Genomic DNA, 20492 nt, shown 5'->3' with positions numbered 1-20492 from the left:
GCAAACCTCACGGTCTTTTTCCGAAAGGAAAAGTCGTGAGGTTTTTTTTATTCTCCAAAAACAAGAATCATTATGAAAAAACTACTATTAGGTATTGCTGCCGTTTGCCTGGCTGGTTTTACTTTTGCGCAGGATGCTCCGCTGTGGATGCGTCATAGTGTCATCTCTCCCGATGGGACCACCATTGCTTTTACGTATAAAGGAGACATCTATACGGTGCCGGTTGCCGGTGGACGTGCCATGCAGATAACTACCAATCCTGCATATGATACGGCTCCGGTATGGAGTCCGGACAGTAAGCGGATTGCTTTTGCTTCGGACCGTATGGGAAGCCTGGACGTCTACATTGTGGCCAAAGACGGAGGCGAACCACGACGGCTGACTACCCACTCGGGAAGCGAAACGCCGCTTGCTTTTACAGAAGCCGGACATGTCTTGTTCTCTGCGGGCATCATGCCGTCTGCCGAGGCTGTTGTCTTTCCCTCTAACGGGCAGTTCAATCAGGTCTATCGAGTATCAGTGGAGGGAGGGCGCCCGACGATGATTTCGTCCATGCCTATGGAGTGCATCTCCATCAATAAGGAGGGAGCGATGTTGTATCAAGATAAGAAAGGTTACGAGGACTACTGGCGTAAACATCACGTATCGCCCATTGCCCGTGACATCTGGATGTATACTCCGGGAAAAGAACCGCAGTACCGCCAGCTGACCACTTTCGGAGGAGAAGACCGTGAACCGGTTTGGGCTCCTGATGGAAAAACATTCTACTATCTGAGTGAGGAAAACGGCTCTTTCAATATCTACCGACGTACTCCCGGAGATGCGAAGGCCGTGCAGTTGACGCACTATACCAAAAATCCGGTACGCTATCTCAGTGCCGCTACGGACGGAAGGTTGTGCTATGGATTTGATGGTGAGATTTACACCCTGCTTCCCGGTGGAGAAGCGCAAAAGGTGAACATCAGCATTGTTTCCGACAGAAACGACAAGGATATTATCCGCCAGATTAAGAGTAGCGGTGCCACGGAAATGGCAGTGTCTCCGGATGGTAAGGAAGTGGCTTTCGTTTTGCGCGGCGATGTCTACGTCACTTCAGTGGAATATAAGACTACGAAGCAGATAACGAATACTCCTTGTCAGGAACGTACCGTAGACTTTGCCCCCGATGGGCGGACACTGGTTTATGCTTCCGAACGTGGCGGGCTTTGGCAACTTTACACTTCGACGATTGTGCGTAAGGATGAAAAGCTGTTTACCTATGCCACAGAGCTGAAGGAAGAACGCTTGACAAACTCGGATGCCGCTTCTTTCCAACCCCAATACAGCCCTGACGGTAAAGAGATTGCCTTTCTCGAAAACCGCAGCACCATCCGTGTCATCAATTTGAAGACAAAGGATGTGCGTACCGTTATGGATGGCAAGTATCAATACTCTTATTCGGACGGTGACCAGTGGTTTCAGTGGAGTCCGGACAGCAAATGGATTCTTTCGGACTATATCGGTGTAGGTGGATGGAACAACAAAGATGTTGTGCTGCTGAATGCCGATGGCAAGGGTGAAATGGTGAACCTGACCGAGAGCGGATACAACGATGGCAATGCCAAATGGGTATTGGGTGGAAAAGCCATGATTTGGACCAGTGACCGTGCGGGGTATCGCAGCCACGGCAGTTGGGGAGCCGAAGACGATACTTATATCATGTTCTTTGATGCTGAAGCATACGACCGTTTCTTGATGAACAAGGAAGAAACCACTTTGCTTGAGGAAGTGGAGAAGGCAGAGAAGGAAAAAGCCGGGAAGAAAGACGAAAAGGATGCCAAGAAGAAAAAAGAGGATGCCGACAAAGATAAGGAGAAAAAGGTAGAGCCGTTGAAGTTCGATCTCGCAAACCGCTTTGACCGTATTGTACGCCTGACCGTCAATTCCTCGCATATGGCAGATGCCATGCTTTCTGCTAAAGGGGATAAACTCTATTATCTGTCTGTTTTTGAGGATGGGTACGATCTTTGGGAGCACAATCTGAAAGAGAATGTTACAAAAGTTCTTTTGAAGAAAGTAGGTGCAGGCGCTTTGCAGCCTGACAAGGAAGGGAAGAATATCTTCCTTTGTGCCCGCGACGGAATGAAGAAGATAGAGATTGAAGGCAGCAAGATTTCTCCAATTGAATTTGAGGCTTTCTTCGATTACCGTCCTTACGGTGAGCGTGAATATATCTTCGACCACATCTGGCAGCAGGTAAATGATAAGTTCTATGTGGCAGACTTGCAGGGTACGGACTGGAACGGATACAAAGAAACCTATAAGCGCTTCTTGCCGTATATCAACAATAACTACGATTTTGCGGAAATGCTGAGTGAGATGCTGGGTGAATTGAACGGTTCTCATACGGGAGCACGTTATTATGCTTCGGGCGCAGCACTTCCTACGGCTGCTTTGGGTGTATTCTATGATGAAGCTTATGCGGGCGATGGATTGAAGATTAAAGAAATTATAGCTCAAAGTCCATTGACGAAGAAAAAGACGGATGTCAAATCGGGGTGTATTATCGAAAAAGTGGATGGTGTTGCCATTAAGGCAGGTGCCGATTATTTCCCGTTACTCGAAGGTAAGGCAGGGCGCAAGGTGATTCTCTCGGTCTATGATCCTGCTACCGGCAAGCGGTTTGAAGAAACCTTGAAGCCCATATCTTACGGTGCCCAGAATGAGCTGTTGTATAAGCGCTGGGTGGAAAACTGTCGCAAGAAGGTGGATGAATATTCCGGTGGGCGCATTGCTTATATTCACATCAAAGGTATGGATAGTCCGAGCTTCCGTAAGATTTACTCCGATTTGTTGAGCGAAAGCAGTCGTAAGAAAGAGGCTGTTGTGGTGGATACCCGCCATAACGGAGGCGGATGGCTGCACGAACAAGTAGCGACGTTACTTAGCGGCAAGGAGTATGAACGCTTTGTGCCGCGCGGCCAGTACATCGGCAGCGATCCTTTTGATAGATGGCTGAAACCTTCGTGTATGTTGGTTTGCGAGGATAATTACAGCAATGCCCACGGTACTCCTTTTGTGTACAAGACGTTGGGTATCGGTAAGCTGATAGGTGCTCCCGTGGCAGGAACCATGACTGCTGTCTGGTGGGAAAGCCAGATCGATCCAAGTATTGTATTCGGTATTCCGCAGGTAGGTTGCATGGATATGCAGGGCAACTATCTGGAGAACCGCACGTTGCAGCCTGATATCCTGGTCTATAATGAACCGGAAGCTGTTTTGAAGGGAGAAGATGCACAGCTGAAAGCGGCGGTGGACCACTTGCTGAAGAGGTTGCCGCAAAAGAAATAGATGGATTGGACTTTATAAACAAGAGGCTGAATTCAATCTTGAATTCAGCCTCTTGTTTATAAAGTCGATGGGGTGTCTTATTTATTTTACAGTTACTTCTGACAGTTTTAACCAACCAGAATTAGTGAAGGTTCCCTTGGCAGAGATATCCAGCCCCTTAACATTGCTTCCATTGCCTTTGGTTGTATCGACTAAAGCTACTGCCCAGGTATAGGTTCCTTTTTTTACCCCGTGAAGTTTGGGAGTGAACTCATAGGAAGTGGGATAGCCTTTTATCCAGACGGATAAATCAGTATTGTTGTCCAGATAAGAGTAGACTACTTGATTGTCTTGGTTCAATAATGCGAAAGCTACTTTATACTTTTGGTTCCATTGTGGTATATTGGTTGGGCAATATCCCCAGCCTAAGTTGTTCCAGCGATGTACTATCTTTATTCTTGAACCACTCTTCATTTCTTTGGGAACTACAATGGAATCGGGATATAAACGATAACCTCCTTCGGAGATGAAACGCTCAACCAAAGGATAGGCATCACGGAACCAACTCATGGTTTCGTCTCCTACACGGAAATCCATCATGTTGACATGAGCTTCCTGACCGTCTTCAAATTCTCCGATACGCACATCTTTGGCTGTTTTGTAACCGCTCGGGTCATTGTGATAAGGGTGCTTGCTCACAATCCATCCACCTTCCAGTAGAACCGGGCGTTTCATAATCCAAGGTTTCACATAGTTTCGCTCCCACTGGCCGTAATACTCTCTCATTCCGAAAGCATCATGACGTAAGGAAAAGCCTTTCTCGCAAGCGCTGTCCAACAAGCGTTTACTATCGGGATCAAAATTCTCCTCACCTGCCCAGTCTTTGCCTGCACCCATCCAACGATGGTAGTTGATAACTAAAGGTACTTTGGTGAAGTGTTTGACGTAGAGGTCTGTAATCCAATTGAACACAGCTTCCCGGTTCTTGGGGTCAATGTACTTCATAGTGTGTGCCTCACCCCATTTGCCAAGACCGTAGCCGTCTATAAATTCCACCAGGTCAGGATCATTGTATTTTTGGGCAAATGCTTCTATGAACTTTGCATATTTCTCCTGGAAGATAGGGTCATCAGGATAGGGAGAGCGTTTTCCATTGTCTGTATAGTATTTGGCTCCTGCATCGAATACATAGGCCGGAGTGGCTTCATTTTTTCGGTCGCGGCTGTCGACAACTACACGGAAAGAGAGACGCATACCTCTGTCGAGTGCCCCTTGAATTACTTTTTTCAACTTTTCGTTGGTATCCCAGCCGTAGACTCCTTCGGCGGGATTGAAGGTACTCCAATGCGTACGGATATAGAGTGCGCGTGCATAATCGGAGATTTTCACGGTTGTTCCTTTTTCCGGTACATAGATATGGTCGTATTTCTTCCAGAAGTCATCGCTGACATTCTCATTTGCATAAACAACCCAACCACTTAAAGGGTTTCCCTGCATGGTTTTTCTGTCTGGCCAGATTTTTATATAATCAGCTTCCGTATCTACAGCCATCTTGTATATCTGGCATCCTGCTGCAAGAAACGCACCGACACCGTAAACTTCTGTCATGTCACGCGTCACTTTACGGGGGTCGGCACCGATAGGCTGTACCCAGCCAAGTTTACCGCTTGCATCTACAGCATCGGTCAGTGCCTTCCAGCCTTTTATAATGACTGGCATGAAATCGTCTTCACTCAAGAGTCCCGCATTTACGCCATAGGCCAACGCATATACAAAGAAACCGGTGGAACTGGTTTCGGGAGAAGGATAAGAAGCCGGATCCAGAAGGCTGGCATGCCAATAACCGTCTTCGTTCTGCAATCCGGCGATACGTGTGCATAACCGGATAAACAGTTCTTCGTAATAAGCGCGTTCCATCAAGCCTTTGGGCAACTCCTGCAATACTTCTGCCAGACCGGCCAGTACCCAGGCATTTCCACGTCCCCAGAACACCTTTTTGCCATTGGCTTCTTTTTTACCGAAATAATGCCAATCGCGGTAGAAAAGGTTCTCTTCCTTATCGAATAGGTATTCGTAGGTAGCCCGGTATTCATTGTCCATGAATTGGAGGTATTTCCGGTTGTTGGTTTCACGGTATAGCTTGGCATAAACCGGGGGGGCCATAAACAAGGCATCACACCAGGTCCAGCGTTCTAGGGTTTTGTTGTCACCATACTCCAGTTTGAATGTACCGTTGGATGGATGGTTGACAATCCATTCCGTACGTGCCAGGGTAGGAGCCAGTATTTCCTCTTTTTTATATTTACGGTATAAGTCAATGAATGATTGGGAAACGGTTATATCGTCTGCATGGTACAACCGCTGATGGGGTTGCCAGCAGTTTCGTCTTCCTATTTTATAGAGCCATTGATAGTAGGTGCTGTCATTGTACTCCTCTTCTGCCAGTTTAGCCCAATCTACCATACCTACATAAAGTGCTCCATTGGTCCAATCCAGGTCGTGGTGTTCGTGGGCAGTGTTAGGATTGGAAATTTGCCAGTCTGCCACTTGCTTCATTTTCTCTTTTACTTCCTTTTTGCTGAATGGCACTTGTGCCATGATTGCCATACTGATAAACAGAAAGGCTGCTGCTGTTAATTGTCTGTGTATCTTCATGATTGTTTATTGATAAAATTAAGGGAATTGCCTTTGTTCTCAATGGACGCGGACAATTCCCTTTATGAGAATCTTGAAAACTATCTTTTTACCTTTATTCGTGTTTTATTTTGTCTTTGTGCTGTTAATATCCTTCGTTTTGCGGGAATTCTGCACCCGTATTTGAATCGATTATGCTCTGAGGAATCGGCCATAATGTGTGGTAATCACGCATAACGGGCCCCGATTCTGTATTGTATTTGCGGGTACGCTCCAATAATTTGCCGGTACGGCATAAGGTAAAGCGGCGTGATTCTTCACCTACCAACTCGCGGATACGTTCGTCCAGCAAGAAGTCCATGGTCATTTCACTGTCCGTAATTTCAGGAGCATGTGCGCGACGGCGTACAACATTGATTGCTTCGCGGGCACCTGAAATATCGTTCAACCCCAACCTTGCTTCGCAGAGTAAGAGATAAGTCTCGGACAAACGGAACTTCATGCGGTCACGGTAGGAACCGGTCAAAGAAAGGTTTTCGGAACGGCCATAGAAGAATTTTGTCAGAGCCGGATAAAGACGGAAGGTGGTAAACCATGTTTCGTCTGTAATCGTGGCTTTTTTACCATAAAGGTCGGGCATGTTCTCGTTGTTGTAATACCAGTTACGTTTGATGTTGTATTCGGAATTACGAATGTCTTCTTCATCAAAGAAACCGGTATCTTCTCCAATCCACCATTTCATTGGTACCAATTGCGACAAGCCGCGGCCACCCAGTGAGTCTGCCAAAACAAAACCGGTAATCTCGAAGTATTTGGGTTCCCAGGCACGGCGTGTCCAGTCATCGGAATTTGTACCGCCACCAGTAGTGTTATATTCAAACTGCATGACCCAAATGCTTTCCATATTGCCGGATGTGCGATTTTGGTTGTTTTCAACGAATAGGTCGGAGAACACATCGCCGTTTGCTTTTGCCTTTTCACCGAAGCGGTCTTCCATCAAGTGGAAATATCCGCTGTTGATGACATTCTCTGCAGCAGTTTCAGCCTTTGCATAATCACCCTGCATCAAGTAAACCTCACTTAGTAAGTGTTCTGCCGCCCATTTGGTCAGCTTGCCGACTTTTACGGCATCAGGGTCAGTAGGCAGGTTCTCGACAGCAAACTGAAGGTCTTCTACCATGTGGGCAATAACCTCTTCCTTCGGTGTACGGGTAAAATCGATTCTGAACTGATCTTGAATCTTGTCTACATAAGGAACGTCTCCATACAGATAAACCAATGTACGGTATGCATAGGCGCGGAAAAAACGTGATTCTGCCTGATAGAGCGCCTTGTCTGTGCTATTATCCCAGTTCGTGTTTATTTCCGAGTATTTCAACATCTCATTGGCTCCTGCAATCAGACTATAAGCCCAGTTCCAGTAGGAGCCTACAATACCGGTATTTGGAGTTAATGTCAAGAAACCGAACGGTTGGATAGAACCGTCTTTGGTACCCATGGTAGCAAGGTCAGTGGCAATCTGTAATGCTTCGTAAGGGCAAGCGGCATTGTGCATGAAGGCACCGTTTTCACCCCAAGTGTTGTATTCAGAGCGTGCTTCGGCATAAAGTCCGGTAGAACCTACTTCGAAACCATAGGAACTTGTATATGTGTTGTCCGGAGCTAGTTCACTTTTCAGTTTCTCATCCAGAAAGTCAGAGCAACCGGTAGCAGACAGAGCTACTAACAGAGCTAGAGTTGCTTTTGATATATAATTTTTCATTGTATATATATTTAAGTAAGTTTAGAATGATAAGTTCAGTCCAAGTACGTAGGAACGTGCAGTCGGGTAAGAGGCAAACCAACTGTTGTCATAGTTCAATACGCTGCGTATGTCACAGAATGTATAAGGATTCTCCACACTGATATTGACTCCCAAACCGCTCAGTCCCAATTTCTTTACAAAATTCTTTTCAAAATTGTATCCTAAAGTGATATTCTTTATTTGGATGTATGTAAAGTCTTTGTAATAGCTGTGTCCGTCGAAGTTGTTATATGCTGGAGAAGCATATTTGGAATTGGTGTGTTCCGGTGTCCAGTAATCGGCATTATGCAGATAGTTGTATAAGTTGTAACTCCAACTTCCGATATTGGCTTCGTTCAACTCACGTGTAACTTTGAAGGTTCCATTCAGTAGGAATGACAAGTAAAAGTTCTTGTAAGTCAATGTATTGCTCATAGACATGAGGAAGCTTGGATTCTTTGAACCGATGATAACTTTGTCATTGGAGTCAATATAACCGTTTCCGTCTGCATCTTTCACTTTGGCAGAACCTGGTTTGGCACCTTTTTGGATCTCTTTTTCTGTACCGTCTGCTGCGGTATAGGTGAATTTGTCACCTTCCTGCCAGATGCCGTCGACGTCATAGTCGTAGTAAACTCGCAAGGGTTTGCCGATGAACCATTTATTGGTGATATCATCTTTTTTGTCACCACGTAGGTCTACAATCTTGTCACGGTTCAGTGAAAAGATGATTCCGGTGCTCCATTCGAAGTCCTTATTACGTATGTTGACGGTGTTCAAGGTAAATTCAACACCTTTATTGCGTGTTTTACCCACATTATCCCAAATGGTTTTATAGCCGTTCATGATAGGAACAGTACGTTTCATCAGCAAGTCTTTTGTGTTGGCGACATACATTTCAATGTTACCGTTGATACGGCCGTTGAAGAATGAATAGTCGATACCGACGTTGAATGTTTGGGTTGTTTCCCACTTTAGATTCGGATTTCCGACACCGTCGTTGGCCAGATAAGCACCGTTGACACCTGCTCCACCGTCACCCCAGATATAGTTTGTGAGGTGCAGACGGTCCAATGTCTGATAGGGGTTGATGGCTTGGTTACCGTTAGAACCATAAGATACGCGGAGCTTCAATTGGTCCAGCCAGTTTTGTGTATTTTCCATAAAACTTTCGGAAGCAATGTTCCATGCAGCAGCCACTGACGGGAAGAATGCATACTTGTTGTTTGCACCGAAGGCAGAATAACCGTCGGAACGTCCGGTCAGGGTCAACATATATTTTCCTGCATATGAATAATTCAAGCGAAGCATATAAGACAGCATCGAGGTTTCTGATAAACCAGAACTTACGGTTTTATTCTTTTCACCTGCATTGATGTTATGATAACTGGAATCATCGTTTACAAAACTTTCGGCACTTGACTTGGAAGTCTTTTTCTGAGTTTGTTGTACACTGAACAAACCTGTAGCGTCGAAACGGTGCTTGCCAAATTCACGATTATATTTGAGCAGATTTTCCCAAGTGTAATCCCAGTAGTGTTCATTGTTGATGCTGGCTTTTCCGCTGGCTGTTCTACCGTCTTTGGTGTCACGGCCATAGTATGTGCCGGTAAAGTCGCTACGATAGTTGTAACCAAAGGTTGTACGGGCTGAAAGACCTTTTACCGGCAACAGAATGTCAGCATAGGTGTTGATGAAGAAGTTACGTCTTGTTTGATCTTGGTCGGCATTGACATTGGCCATCGGGTTAATAATCAGGGATTGGTCCATAGGTTCTTCATAATACTTGCCGTTTTCATCTTTGTAGATACCATAAGGACTTTGCTTTACAGCATGTTCAATATTCGGGGTTATACCACCGCCATCTCTTTGAATAAATTGGGTCTGTATACCAATAGTCAGCCATTTGTTTAATACTTGTGTGACATTCAAATTGATATTGTAACGTTTCATCGCAGAATTGTAGACTACACCTTCTTGATCCAGATAGGAAACTGCCCCCATATAAGTGGTGCTTTCAGTACCTCCGGAAATGCCTACTTGATGTTCCATGGTAAATGCATTGCGGAAAATATAGTCCTGCCAGTCGTTTGTAACGCCTTTCTTGTAATTTATAAGTTCGCTGGCACTCAGAATATTCTCAGGAGCCAATTGGTCTCCGCTCCATCCATCTTTCAGGCGTGCAATGTCTTGTTTAAATGTGATGTATTCGTCTGGAGTCATCACATCAATAGTCTGTTGGGGTTGCGACATTCTGAACTGCCCTTTGTATGTAACTTGGGGTGCACCTTTCTTGCCTTTCTTTGATTGAATCAAGATAACACCATTGGAACCGCGTGAGCCGTAGATAGCTGCTGCGGAAGCATCTTTCAAGACACTAAGGCTTTCGATGATGTTTGGGTCAATATCACTCAAAGAACCATTGTAAGGAATACCGTCCAATACAATGAGCGGTGCATTGTCAGCACTTAATGAGTTTTCACCACGTACACGGAGGGTTTGGTCTGCCCCCGGTTTCGCATCACCAGTAGTTACGCTTAAGCCCGGAATTTGTCCTGCGAGACGGTCCATCAAGTTACTGCTATTTATCATGTTCAGTTTCTTCTGGTCTACTGATACCAGACCTCCAGTCAGGTCGGACTTACGCTGTGTACCATAGCCGATTACCACGACTTCTGCCAGTGTTTTACTGTCTTCCACTAACTTTACGGTACTGTTTCTACCAGCTTTTACAGTCTGTGTCACATAACCGATATAGGAGATTTTGAGATTACTCCCTGCCGGTGCGTTGATTGTGTATTTTCCGTCAAGATCTGTAATGACACCAGTACTGGTTCCTTCCACCATGACATTTGCTCCGATAATCGGTTCACCACTTTCGTCAATTACTGTACCAGAGATGTTCTGTGGTTGTCCGGATATTGCCTTGTTATTCTTTCCGGTATATAAAATAATGTGTGTTGCGTCGATTTCAAATTTAACATTGGTCCCTTTCAATAAGGCTGCTATTGTCTTATTAATAGTTTCATTCTTAACATTCAAGCTGACTTTCTGTTTGATGTCTATTTGCTGCGATTCATAGAAGAAAGTGTATCCGCTTTGCTTTTCCACTTTTGGCATAGCCTCTGATAATGGGATATTTGTGAACTTCAGTGTGATCAGTTTCTCTTTCTTTTGTGCAGAAACCGGGGCACATAGAAATACCAGTATAAGAATGATGAGTTGTTTTCTTATATTCATAATTGTCTTAAATTTAAAGATTAATGTAGGTGTTTACTTTTCGTTAATTATTAAATAATGTGCATTTCTCATTTGTTTGGCATAAGTTTTTAATTTTGTTACTGTTTCATTTTACTTTTTGTTTTGTGTCTGCAAACGAAATTGTCAACTCATTCTCTTCGTTAAAGGTATATTTCATAGGTTGGATGCGTGCCATGATGCGGAGTATTTCGTCCAGCGGTTCGCTACGCAACGTAAACGTATAGAAATATTTATTGGATAATGTAGGATCCACGTCTATCTTTACCCGATACCATTTAGAAAGCAGTTTGCAAATGTCTCCCAATGAACGGTTTCTGAATACGAGTTGTGTATTTGCCCACGAAGAGGCAAAATGTACATCATCTTTTTCTACCTTAAGTGTCAGGGTTTTCCGATTAAAAGTAGCTGTTTCGCCCGGTTTGAGGAAACGGTTCTCTGTCTCGGTTTCCAAAGAGACGGACCCTTCTACCAAACTCACCAATGTATTTTCCGAACCGGGGAATGCATCGACATTGAATTTGGTTCCGTGAACTACGATACGCATACCTTCTGTCTGCACGATAAAAGGTTTGTCTGCATCGTGTGCTACATCGAAGTAAGCTTCACCAGTTACATTTACGATACGCTCATCCTTATTCATTTGTGATTCGTATTGCAAAGAGGTCTCTGTATGCATCCATACTTCGCTTCCGTCAGGAAGGAGAACCTTAGACTTACCCGACAAATTAGAGTATAACTGCGGCATGGCTTCAGGCTGTCCGTTAAGGAATCCTATGTAGAATGAGCAACCGATGGCAACAGCTATACATGCAGCTACTGCGTAGCGGTATATCCGTTTCAGTTCGAAGCGTTTCTTTGCAGGTTTTGCAGTCTGCTTAGGCTCGCTGGCGTGCATACGGTTGACAAGTTCATTCCAATAATATTCGGTATTGGGCGTGTAGTTTTCTACATTTGCCTGAATTTTTTCCCATAACAGTTGCAATTCCTTGAATAACGCTTCGTTGTTACTGCTGCGTAACCAAGTCTCCAATTGCCGCTCTTCGTCTGCGGAAATTTCCTGTTTCAACTTAGGAATGATTAAATTCCAAGGAACACTTTTTTTCATGATCACGATGTTTTTATAGGCCTTCACTTATATGACACATCACTTGAGTTTAACCCTTATTCCGATTCCAATTATTTTTTTAATAAATTTCGAGGAACAAATAATATTAGTATCTTTGCCGCTCAAGAAGCCCTTATCTAATATAACTTCGATATGCCTGCAGAAGATGATATCCTATTGTTACAGTTAATCAAACAAGATGACGAGAAGGCTTTCAAGCACCTTTTCGATACTTATTTTGTTTCACTCTGCCGCTTCATGTCCCTTTATCTGAGAGACAAGCAGGAGATAGAAGAACTGGCCCTTTCTATCTTTATGAATTTGTGGGAGGGTAGGGCCGACTTGACTCTTAAAATCTCATTCAAGGCTTATCTTTTCCAGTCTGCACGTAATCGTTGCCTGAATGCTTTACGCGATGAAAAGGATACGGTTCCCATCGAGGGAGGAGAAGAATATGGATATGCTCTTGCTGCTGATACTTCGGTGGAGATGGAAGAACTGAATCGATTGATTGAAGAAGCTGTTTGTTCCCTTCCAGACAAATGTGGGCAGGTTTATCGCAAAAGTAGGGAGGAAGGGAAGACTAATCAAGAAATTGCCGGGGAAATGGGTATTTCTGTCAAGACGGTGGAGGCCCAAATAACCAAAGCCTTGAAGCATATCAAGAAATTTTTAGGAGAACAGTATACTTATTTGTTCTAAAATAGAAATTGCAGGCCATCTGTCTTTTAGAATGATGAAAGGAGGATGGCCTGCAATATAAAAAGAAGATTAATCTATAACCGTGAATTTTACTTTCTGGTCTTTCACTATTACATAATATTCTCCATTTTCAAGGAAATGTTCACCATTGGCATTTACAAAACCAAGATCACGCATCGGGTCTATTTCAAAGCGGAATATATGTGTTTCACCTGCTTTAATTAGTTGTTTTTCGAAGTGCTTCAACTCTTTGCATGGACGGGTAATCGTGCTAAATGGGTCTGAGATAAACCAATGCACCACTTCTGCACCGTCACGTTTGCCTACATTGGTGACTGGGATTTCCATTACCAACTTTTCACCGCGTCTGATGGTTTCTTTGGGCAAGTTGATATTACCATAATTAAAGGTGGTATAACTCAAGCCGTATCCGAATTCATACAGTGGGGTAGAGGGGATGTTTTGATATTTGCCACTTTGTGGACGGGCTGTTTTGCGCTGATTGTAATAGATTGGAATCTGTCCGGTGGAACGTGGAAAAGTAATGGAAAGCTTGCCCGAAGGATTTACCCGGCCGGACAAGACACCTGCCAATGGTTTACCGCCAGGTACTCCCGGTTGCCACATTTCAACGATGGCGTCACAGAGAGGTTCCACTTTAGAGAGTCCCAAAGGACGTCCGTTAGCCAGTACCAGAACAATCGGTTTGCCTGCTTTCTTCATTTCAGCAATGAATTCCTCTTGAATGGCAGGCAGTTCTATGATGGAACGCGATGCGTTTTCGCCACTCCACTTTTTCTTTTCACCCATACAGAGTAGAATGATATCTGCTTTCCGGGCTACAGCCAGTGCCTCACTGAATTTGGAAGTGTCGTTACCGTCGAAATCACAACCCTCGGTATAAATCAGTTCAGCCTTGCCTGCAAATTCTGCATCCAGTGCCTTTTTGATGGGGAGGACATCTTCTGCATGTCCATGTCCATACCATGACCCCAGGAGCTCGGCATAGTTTTCTACCAGAGGCCCCATGACGGCGATAGTTGGCTTGTTCCCGTTTGCCAGAGGGAGTACCTTGTTTTCATTCTTCAGTAGAACAATGCTCTCTTCTGCCAGTTTCTCTGCAATAGCCAGGCTTTGTGGAAGGAGGAAGCGCTCTTTTTCTGTAGATGTCGGGGTGTAGGGATTGTCAAAAAGTCCAAGGCGGAATTTGATACGGAGCACGCGTTTTACTGCATCGTCCACCAGTTGCATGCTTATTTTACCTTCTTCCACCAGCTTTGCCATATGCCTGTCATAGCAATGCCCCATCATGTCCATTTCTAGGCCGGCGTTGAAAGCCAGACGGGCAGCTTCTTTGCGGTCGGCAGCATGGCCCTGGTCAATAAGTTGCGGTACTGCAGACCAGTCTGAAACAACAAAGCCGTCGTGTTTCCAACGGTTCTTCAGAATTTCTGTCATCGTGTAATGGTTGGCGCTTCCGGGAGTGCCGCTGATGTCATTGAATGAACTCATTAAAGTAGCGGCACCGGCTTTTACGCCAGCTTCATAGGGAGGAATATAGGTGTCCCACAGAGTCTGATTGGAGATTTCCGTATAAACATAGTCACGTCCTGCTTCAGAAGCGCCGTATCCGATATAATGTTTAAGGCAGGCGGCTACTCGCTTGCTGTCGGACATGTCTTCACCTTGGTATCCTTTGATGGATGCGACACCGAATACAGCATTGGTATAAGGGTCTTCGCCATAGCCCTCTGCAACACGTCCCCAGCGTCCGTCTCTTGCCACGTCAATCATAGGGGAAAAAGTCCAGTCTACCCCGGACATGCGTGCTTCCTGGGCGGCAACGGCACATGCTTGTTCTACCAATTGGGGATTCCAAGAACATGCTTGTCCCAAAGAGATGGGATAAATGGTACGGAACCCGTGAATGACGTCGTATCCGAAAAGGATGGGGATACCCAGACGTGATTCTTCCATTGCTTTTCTCTGAGCCTCGTTACGCAGATTGGCATCTTCATCAAAATAAATGAGGGAGCCTAGTGTGGCAGGAATTTTTTTTACTTCCTCACCACGATTGTTCTCGTTGTTATTCCGCCCCAAAGTGTACTGGTTGAGTTGTTGTACCTTTTCTTCCAGCGTCATTCTGCTGACCAGGTCATTCACACGCTCCTCAATGGGAGCTTTGGCATCTTTGTAGATGGGTTGCTTTTTGTCTGCAGCCATTGCTCCGGCCAGGCAACCACTTAAAAGGAGGCAACTGATAAATGTTAGTTTCTTCATGATATATATAATTATGCTATTCTCATTAAATAAGACACGTTTTTCGGAATCTGCTCCTACACAAAGGTCGTTTTTTTAAGGAATATAAACAAGTACATGCAAGGGCTTATTTGAAAATAGGCTTATCGGTTAGTGTCATGGAAGCTTGTTCGTTATTTTTTAGTTCAAATACCACTATTTCATTATTACCTGCTATCAGAGCACCGGCAGGTATCTCCAGGGTCTTTTCTGCATTTTCTTCCCAGTAGGCACCCAAGTATTGCCCGTTTATCCAGACTTCTCCCATTCCCCAGCCGGACACGTCAAGAAAGGTCTCTTGTGCCGGGTTGCTTACTGTGACACAACCTTTACGGAAGCAGGGGATGGAGGAGGCGCCTTCTTTGAAAGTTATTCCGGCCACATCGCATTCCTTAATTTCCAATGGGGTCATCTTCCAGCCTTCTAAATCTTTCTTTCCCAATGTTATGCTGCCGTAGATACCTTTTGAATTGTCCAGAATTTCAGGGCCATAGGTAATACGTCCGATATTTTCAGTATAGATACTAAGTTTGTGTATACCTATCGGTAGATTGGTTTTCAGACTTTTACTGCTATCTTTTAAATATCCTTGCAGTTTGCCGTCTGCATAGACCACAGCATAATCCCGTACGTTTTCAATAGTTAGTGTGGGATTCTCTTCTTCCACATCAACGGTTGTCTCATAGAGGGCATAGCCGAAATCCATATCCAGTTCATTCATGGGCAGTAAGGCATCATCTTCTACTGTTTCTCCATAAACTTGTTCCAATGGAGCTGTTTGTGACATTTTTATCTCTTGTGCTGCTGCCAGCCCGACCGGCAGCAACAAAAGAGCCCAAAGCAAGAATAATTTCATCATATTTCCTTTATTTATTTCTTTAAGAATGATTCAATGTAGGACTCGTCAACGGTAATTTGCGGAGCGAATTTGTCACTCTTTACGTAGCGGTCAATGCTTTCCAGCAATTGCTGGGTGGCAGGACGTTCGTTGATGTTTTTCTGGGTATCTACGGCCAGTACCAGTAGACTGCCTTTCTTCACTTTTGCTTCGAAACCAATACCGAGCTTTTCATTATTGTCGTAATGGTCTATTACTTGTATGAAAGGCCGCAGTGCTACCGGAGCATCTTTCATCTCAATAACCTTGGCATTTTCCAGAATGTCCCACCACTGCCAGTCAGTATGGTAGGAAGTTATGAAATGCTCGAATATAGGCTGGTCGTCATGAATCAGACAGCCAATGGTCATAGGAGGCCATTTGAACATTATCGGATTCCAAAAGTGATTGTGGAACACGGATTTACGACCTTTTACTTTGGAAGGTTTGGGGCAGAGTACCACTTTCTTGCCATCGGCAAGGTGTTGTTTTGCTTTTTCATCGAATACTGTGGTGTAGAGCACTTCACTAGTGGACTGCATTAAGTTGCTATGACGGGGATATACCCAGATATCCCAGCTGTTTTTTACGTGTGCAACAGAAAGATGGACCGTCAGCTTCTGTGGTTCAGTGATATTGTCCAATGCATAACTGAAACTGCCAAGTGGAAATACCCCGTTCTTTCCGACAGTTTGTGTTTTCAGTTTTCCGCTCTTAAGGGTTTTACCGTTGCTGTCGGTGATCCTCCAATTGATTTTTGCGTTTTTCAATAGGGCAGGTCCATAATTGTATATTTCCGCTTTTCCTTCAAATACTTCATCATTGTAAAGTGCGCGTTTGTCGAAACGGAGCAATGCGACAGTCGGTGCACAGAACTCGCGCCACTTTTCCGGTGTGATGAGCCCTTTGGTATTCCAGAAAGGATCGAGAATGCCTACCGGTGCATATCCTTGTCCGGTAAAATCATTCAGAGACAGTAATTGGAAACCGCCTTTCAGATAAGTGCGCAACTGGGCTTCTATGACATCCTTGTACTCTATGGCGGTCAAGGCTCCAGAAGCACGGAAGAAGTCATGTGCCTGGTCGAGCATGTGGTTCTTGTCCAGCAGTTCACGGAATATCTCGAAATTACGCGCTTGTACGGGGCCGGTGAAGTTCTTCATTTCCTCGAAATTGGGATAGATGCACCGCTGTCCGGATTCATGCGAGATGATGGGCAGGCCTACTCCCAGTTCCTTGTTTTTGTCCCAGTTTGTATAAGGGCGTCCTTCGTAGATGGCCATGTGTCCTTTGGTAGTCTGATGGGTAATGTAGAACTGGTCTGATTTGACACGTGTGCGGGCTGTGGAACCGCTGTATAGACGGCGGTTATCCAACTGGCGGGCCGTGGCGGTAAGCTCTTCTATGAAACTGAAATCGCCGGTAATTTCGTTTCCGTTACAGTAGAGAATGAAGGAAGGGTGATTCCCATATTCTTTCAAGATACCCCGCAGCTCGCGACGGAAGAAATTCCAGCGCTTCTCATCGGGTTGGGCATCTTTACCCCACATCGGCATTTCCACCTCCAGATAGACACCCAGCTTGTCTGCCATACGGAACGCAGCGGCAGGAGGACACCAGGAGTGGAAGCGCATATGGTTCATGCCATATTCTTTCAGGATACGGAGTACACGTTCCCAAGAGGCATCGTCCACGGGAGCGTAGCCGGTCTTGGGGAACACTGCGTTTTCAACGGTACCGCGCAGGTGTATGGGTTCGCCATTAAGGATGATATGGTCCTCACCGGCCTCTACTTCGCGCATACCGAAAGTTGTGCTTTTCTCATGCGCATAGGATTGGCCATCTACACTGGAAGTCAGCTTACAGTCCAACGTATAAAGATTGGGATGGAACTCATTCCACAAATGGATATCCTTACCCAAAAACATCTCTTCCTCGATATAAGTAATGGAATCGGTCACTGTTACCGGTACTTCCTTTTGTAGTCTATAGTCCTTTCCTGTCACGTGGAAGGATATTTTGCCGCTGGCGGTATGTTCTGTACAGTTGCGGACAGTCATTTTGACTTTGATGCTTTTGTTCTTGATGTCCGGATAGGCCTGCATGTCATCTACATAGACCGGGTCTACAGCTACCAGTTTAATTTCGCCCAATACTCCGTTCCAGTTTATTTGGGTAAATTCGGAGTGGGCATGGTCCCATTTATGGGTATCGTACTGGTAGCGGTTGTCTATGCAGAAAGTTATCAGTTCTTTTTTGCCTGGATGTAGCCATTGGGTCAGTTCGTGGTTGTGGGGAATACTGATGTAGTCTATTTTACTCACTTCTTCTTTGCCTACATATACCGAACTGAGCCAGTGTGTACGTTCAAAATAGAGGAAAATGCGTTTGCCTTTCCATGCCGCAGGAATCTCTATTTCCCGCTGGTACCATGCGGGGCCCATATATTCGTAGACACGGGTCAGCCTATCCAGGTGGCGGTAAGGAGATTTGTAGCCTATTTTATAGTCATCCGTAATTCCCGGCAGAACGATGCTTTCCTGCAGGCGATGGCAGTAACGTACGTCCAGTGAACCTCTCCGGAAGTCCATGACATCTGTCTGGAATGCCCATTCACCGGACAAGTCCATTTCATTCTTTTCTTGGGCATGCCCGCTCCAGACCATAGAGGTCAGGAGGAGGGCAGCCATGTAGTGTTTTATTTTGTGCTTCATTGTTCTGTTTTCTTTTGGTTATAGTAATCACGCATGATGTACCATGCTTTTTTGCGTTGTCCCTGGTCGGAAACCAGTCCTTTACGGTTCCATTCCCCTCCCTGGTGTGGATGGAAACGGAAGGGAGAACGGAAATCAAAAAGAATCCACGGCGATGTTCCGCGCAGGTTGGGGATATGCTTAAACATTTCCAGATTGTCCTTGTAGAGTTGTGCCTGATAATCCTCACTCCAAGAACTCTTGACTTCCGCGTCGCCATGTTTGCCATAGAGCGCTTCGCCTCCGAACTCGGAAATGAAAAGAGGTTTGCCGGGAGCTACATTCCAGACAGCCTGGTCCGGAGCCAGTGGCCAGTCATGATACCATCCCATATATTTGTTGATGGCTACCATGTCCAGGATGTTGATAATGGAGTCATTCATCTCAAAGTTCCGGCTTTCGCGGTTGAAGCGTACCAAATCGAAGGCGGCCGTAATCAGACGGGTTGAGTCGATGTCCAGGCAACATTGTTTCATGTGTTTCAGAAATTCATTGCGCGGGGTGGAAGTGGCTGTTTCATTGGCAATCCCCCAAAAGGCAACGGAACAACGGTTTTTGTCGCGCATCACCATCTCTTTAATCATTCTGCCTGCTTTCTCACGGGTAGCGGTATTCTTGAAGTCAATCCCTTGCCAGATAGGTATCTCTTCCCATAAAAGGAATCCCATTCTTTCTGCCAGGCGGACAGTATATTCATTTTGTGGATAATGTGCCAGACGAATCATGTTGGCACCCAGCTCTTTGGCTTCGGACAACAGCATTGTTGCGTCCGCTTCTGAGAAGGCACGCCCGCGGCGTTGCGGAATTTCCTCGTGGAAGCTGACACTGCGCAGGAAGATGGGCCGGTCGTTCAGATAGATATCTTCGCCTTTTACATAAAGGTTACGGAAACCAATTTGCTCGTTGAGCCGGTCACTTTCCGAAGTGATGGTCACATCATACAGCTTTGGAGCATCCGGTGACCAACGTTGCAGTTTTTTGGTTTTGATAGTGGCCCGGGCAATTCCGTTGGCATCGGTAGTCATGTTCTGTCTGATGCCCAATTCGGGGATGGCGACTTGCACGTTGATGCCAGGCTTTGCTTCGGATAAGGTTACTTTGGCACGAATCAGGTTGGATTGTACCTTGTCCAACTGGATGAAATGGTCTTTGATGTAGCTTTGTGGAACGCTTACCAACATTACATCGCGCGTGATGCCGCCGTAATTCCACCAGTCAAAGGACATGGCAGGGATGGCATCCGTGGTGCGGGTATTGTTGACTTTCACCACCAGGAAGTTGTCCTTTTGCTTTACCTTATCTGTGATTTCCACCTGGAAGGGAGTGAATCCGCCTTCATGACTGGCTATTTTCTCCCCGTTCAGATATATTTTGCTACGGTAACTTACCGCACCGAAATAGAGAAACAAACGTTTGCCGTCAGTCTTTGGGGTATCGAAAGAGCGTCCGTACCATACTGTTCCTTCATAAAATTTCAATTCGGGCATTTGTGAATTGAAATCGGAAGGTACATTCAGGACCAAACCTCCGTCGAAAGAGTATTCGTAAAATTGCTTGTTGTCCTGAGGTTTTCTATTTTTGTACACCTGCATCCTTTCCCCTTGGTCATAAAGGTCTACAATGGCTCCCCACTTCCCATTCAGTAGCCGGTAGTCGCGTCCGTAAACATTGGACAATAAGTCTTGTGCTTGTGACTTGCCTCCCAGTACAGACACTGCGAGCAAACAAGTAATCATTAATCTTTTAATTCTCATAAATCGTATGTATCAG

At 45.3% G+C, this 20492-nt stretch carries 9 protein-coding genes and 1 pseudogene; 2 read left to right on the top strand and 8 right to left on the bottom strand.

Annotated elements, in window-relative coordinates; genetic code table 11:
- Positions 1-72 precede the first annotated feature (72 nt).
- Positions 73-3330: a S41 family peptidase gene (locus DWZ03_RS17390; RefSeq protein ID WP_120130460.1), complete on the top strand. Its 3258-nt coding sequence runs from the start codon at positions 73-75 to the stop codon at positions 3328-3330.
- Between the two features lie 1524 nt (positions 3331-4854).
- On the opposite strand, the pseudogene DWZ03_RS20290 reads toward DWZ03_RS17390, so the two are convergent.
- The 4 genes and pseudogenes from DWZ03_RS20290 to DWZ03_RS17370 all read right to left on the bottom strand — a co-directional run.
- Positions 4855-5964 (bottom strand): annotated as a pseudogene (locus DWZ03_RS20290) (glycoside hydrolase family 105 protein); the annotation flags it as partial.
- 124 nt (positions 5965-6088) lie between these two features.
- Positions 6089-7705 carry a RagB/SusD family nutrient uptake outer membrane protein gene (locus DWZ03_RS17380; protein WP_009037857.1) on the bottom strand — a complete coding sequence of 539 codons (1617 nt, stop codon included), beginning with the start codon at positions 7703-7705 and terminating at the stop codon, positions 6089-6091.
- A 21-nt stretch (positions 7706-7726) separates the two neighbouring features.
- On the bottom strand, positions 7727-10966 hold the full coding sequence (locus DWZ03_RS17375; protein ID WP_120130458.1) for a TonB-dependent receptor: 3240 nt from the start codon (positions 10964-10966) through the stop codon (positions 7727-7729).
- Positions 10967-11072: 106 nt separating this feature from the next.
- A complete protein-coding gene (locus DWZ03_RS17370; RefSeq protein WP_057087273.1) occupies positions 11073-12092 on the bottom strand; it encodes a FecR family protein in 1020 nt (339 codons plus the stop codon).
- A 153-nt stretch (positions 12093-12245) separates the two neighbouring features.
- Here DWZ03_RS17370 and DWZ03_RS17365 point away from each other — a divergent pair, with 153 nt between their 5' ends.
- Positions 12246-12794: an RNA polymerase sigma-70 factor gene (locus DWZ03_RS17365; RefSeq protein ID WP_005829791.1), complete on the top strand. Its 549-nt coding sequence runs from the start codon at positions 12246-12248 to the stop codon at positions 12792-12794.
- Between the two features lie 69 nt (positions 12795-12863).
- Here the strand turns inward: DWZ03_RS17365 and DWZ03_RS17360 are convergent, their stop codons facing one another.
- From DWZ03_RS17360 to DWZ03_RS17345, 4 genes are all read right to left on the bottom strand, one after another.
- Entirely contained in the window at positions 12864-15074 is a 2211-nt protein-coding gene (locus DWZ03_RS17360; protein ID WP_120130457.1) for a glycoside hydrolase family 3 N-terminal domain-containing protein, read from the bottom strand.
- Between the two features lie 106 nt (positions 15075-15180).
- On the bottom strand, positions 15181-15951 hold the full coding sequence (locus tag DWZ03_RS17355) for a hypothetical protein (protein ID WP_034522819.1): 771 nt from the start codon (positions 15949-15951) through the stop codon (positions 15181-15183).
- 11 nt (positions 15952-15962) lie between these two features.
- Positions 15963-18683: a sugar-binding domain-containing protein gene (locus tag DWZ03_RS17350; protein WP_120130456.1), complete on the bottom strand. Its 2721-nt coding sequence runs from the start codon at positions 18681-18683 to the stop codon at positions 15963-15965.
- Positions 18680-20476 carry a glycoside hydrolase family 2 protein gene (locus DWZ03_RS17345; RefSeq protein ID WP_120130455.1) on the bottom strand — a complete coding sequence of 599 codons (1797 nt, stop codon included), beginning with the start codon at positions 20474-20476 and terminating at the stop codon, positions 18680-18682. Before DWZ03_RS17345 ends, DWZ03_RS17350 begins: the two co-directional genes overlap by 4 nt.
- Positions 20477-20492 lie beyond the last annotated feature (16 nt).

It is taken from the genome of Bacteroides sp. AF29-11, assembly GCF_003602895.1.
GTDB lineage: Bacteria > Bacteroidota > Bacteroidia > Bacteroidales > Bacteroidaceae > Bacteroides > Bacteroides uniformis.
Note: the sequence above shows the minus strand (reverse complement) of the source record. Positions and strands in the feature narration are given on the sequence as shown.

Coding starts and splice junctions, on each gene's coding strand:
- DWZ03_RS17375 (WP_120130458.1), bottom strand. CDS start 10,966: ATGAATATAAGAAAACAACTCATCATTCTTATACTGGTATTTCTATGT.
- DWZ03_RS17370 (WP_057087273.1), bottom strand. CDS start 12,092: ATGAAAAAAAGTGTTCCTTGGAATTTAATCATTCCTAAGTTGAAACAG.
- DWZ03_RS17380 (WP_009037857.1), bottom strand. CDS start 7,705: ATGAAAAATTATATATCAAAAGCAACTCTAGCTCTGTTAGTAGCTCTG.
- DWZ03_RS17360 (WP_120130457.1), bottom strand. CDS start 15,074: ATGAAGAAACTAACATTTATCAGTTGCCTCCTTTTAAGTGGTTGCCTG.
- DWZ03_RS17390 (WP_120130460.1), top strand. CDS start 73: ATGAAAAAACTACTATTAGGTATTGCTGCCGTTTGCCTGGCTGGTTTT.
- DWZ03_RS17350 (WP_120130456.1), bottom strand. CDS start 18,683: ATGAAGCACAAAATAAAACACTACATGGCTGCCCTCCTCCTGACCTCT.
- DWZ03_RS17365 (WP_005829791.1), top strand. CDS start 12,246: ATGCCTGCAGAAGATGATATCCTATTGTTACAGTTAATCAAACAAGAT.
- DWZ03_RS17345 (WP_120130455.1), bottom strand. CDS start 20,476: ATGAGAATTAAAAGATTAATGATTACTTGTTTGCTCGCAGTGTCTGTA.
- DWZ03_RS17355 (WP_034522819.1), bottom strand. CDS start 15,951: ATGATGAAATTATTCTTGCTTTGGGCTCTTTTGTTGCTGCCGGTCGGG.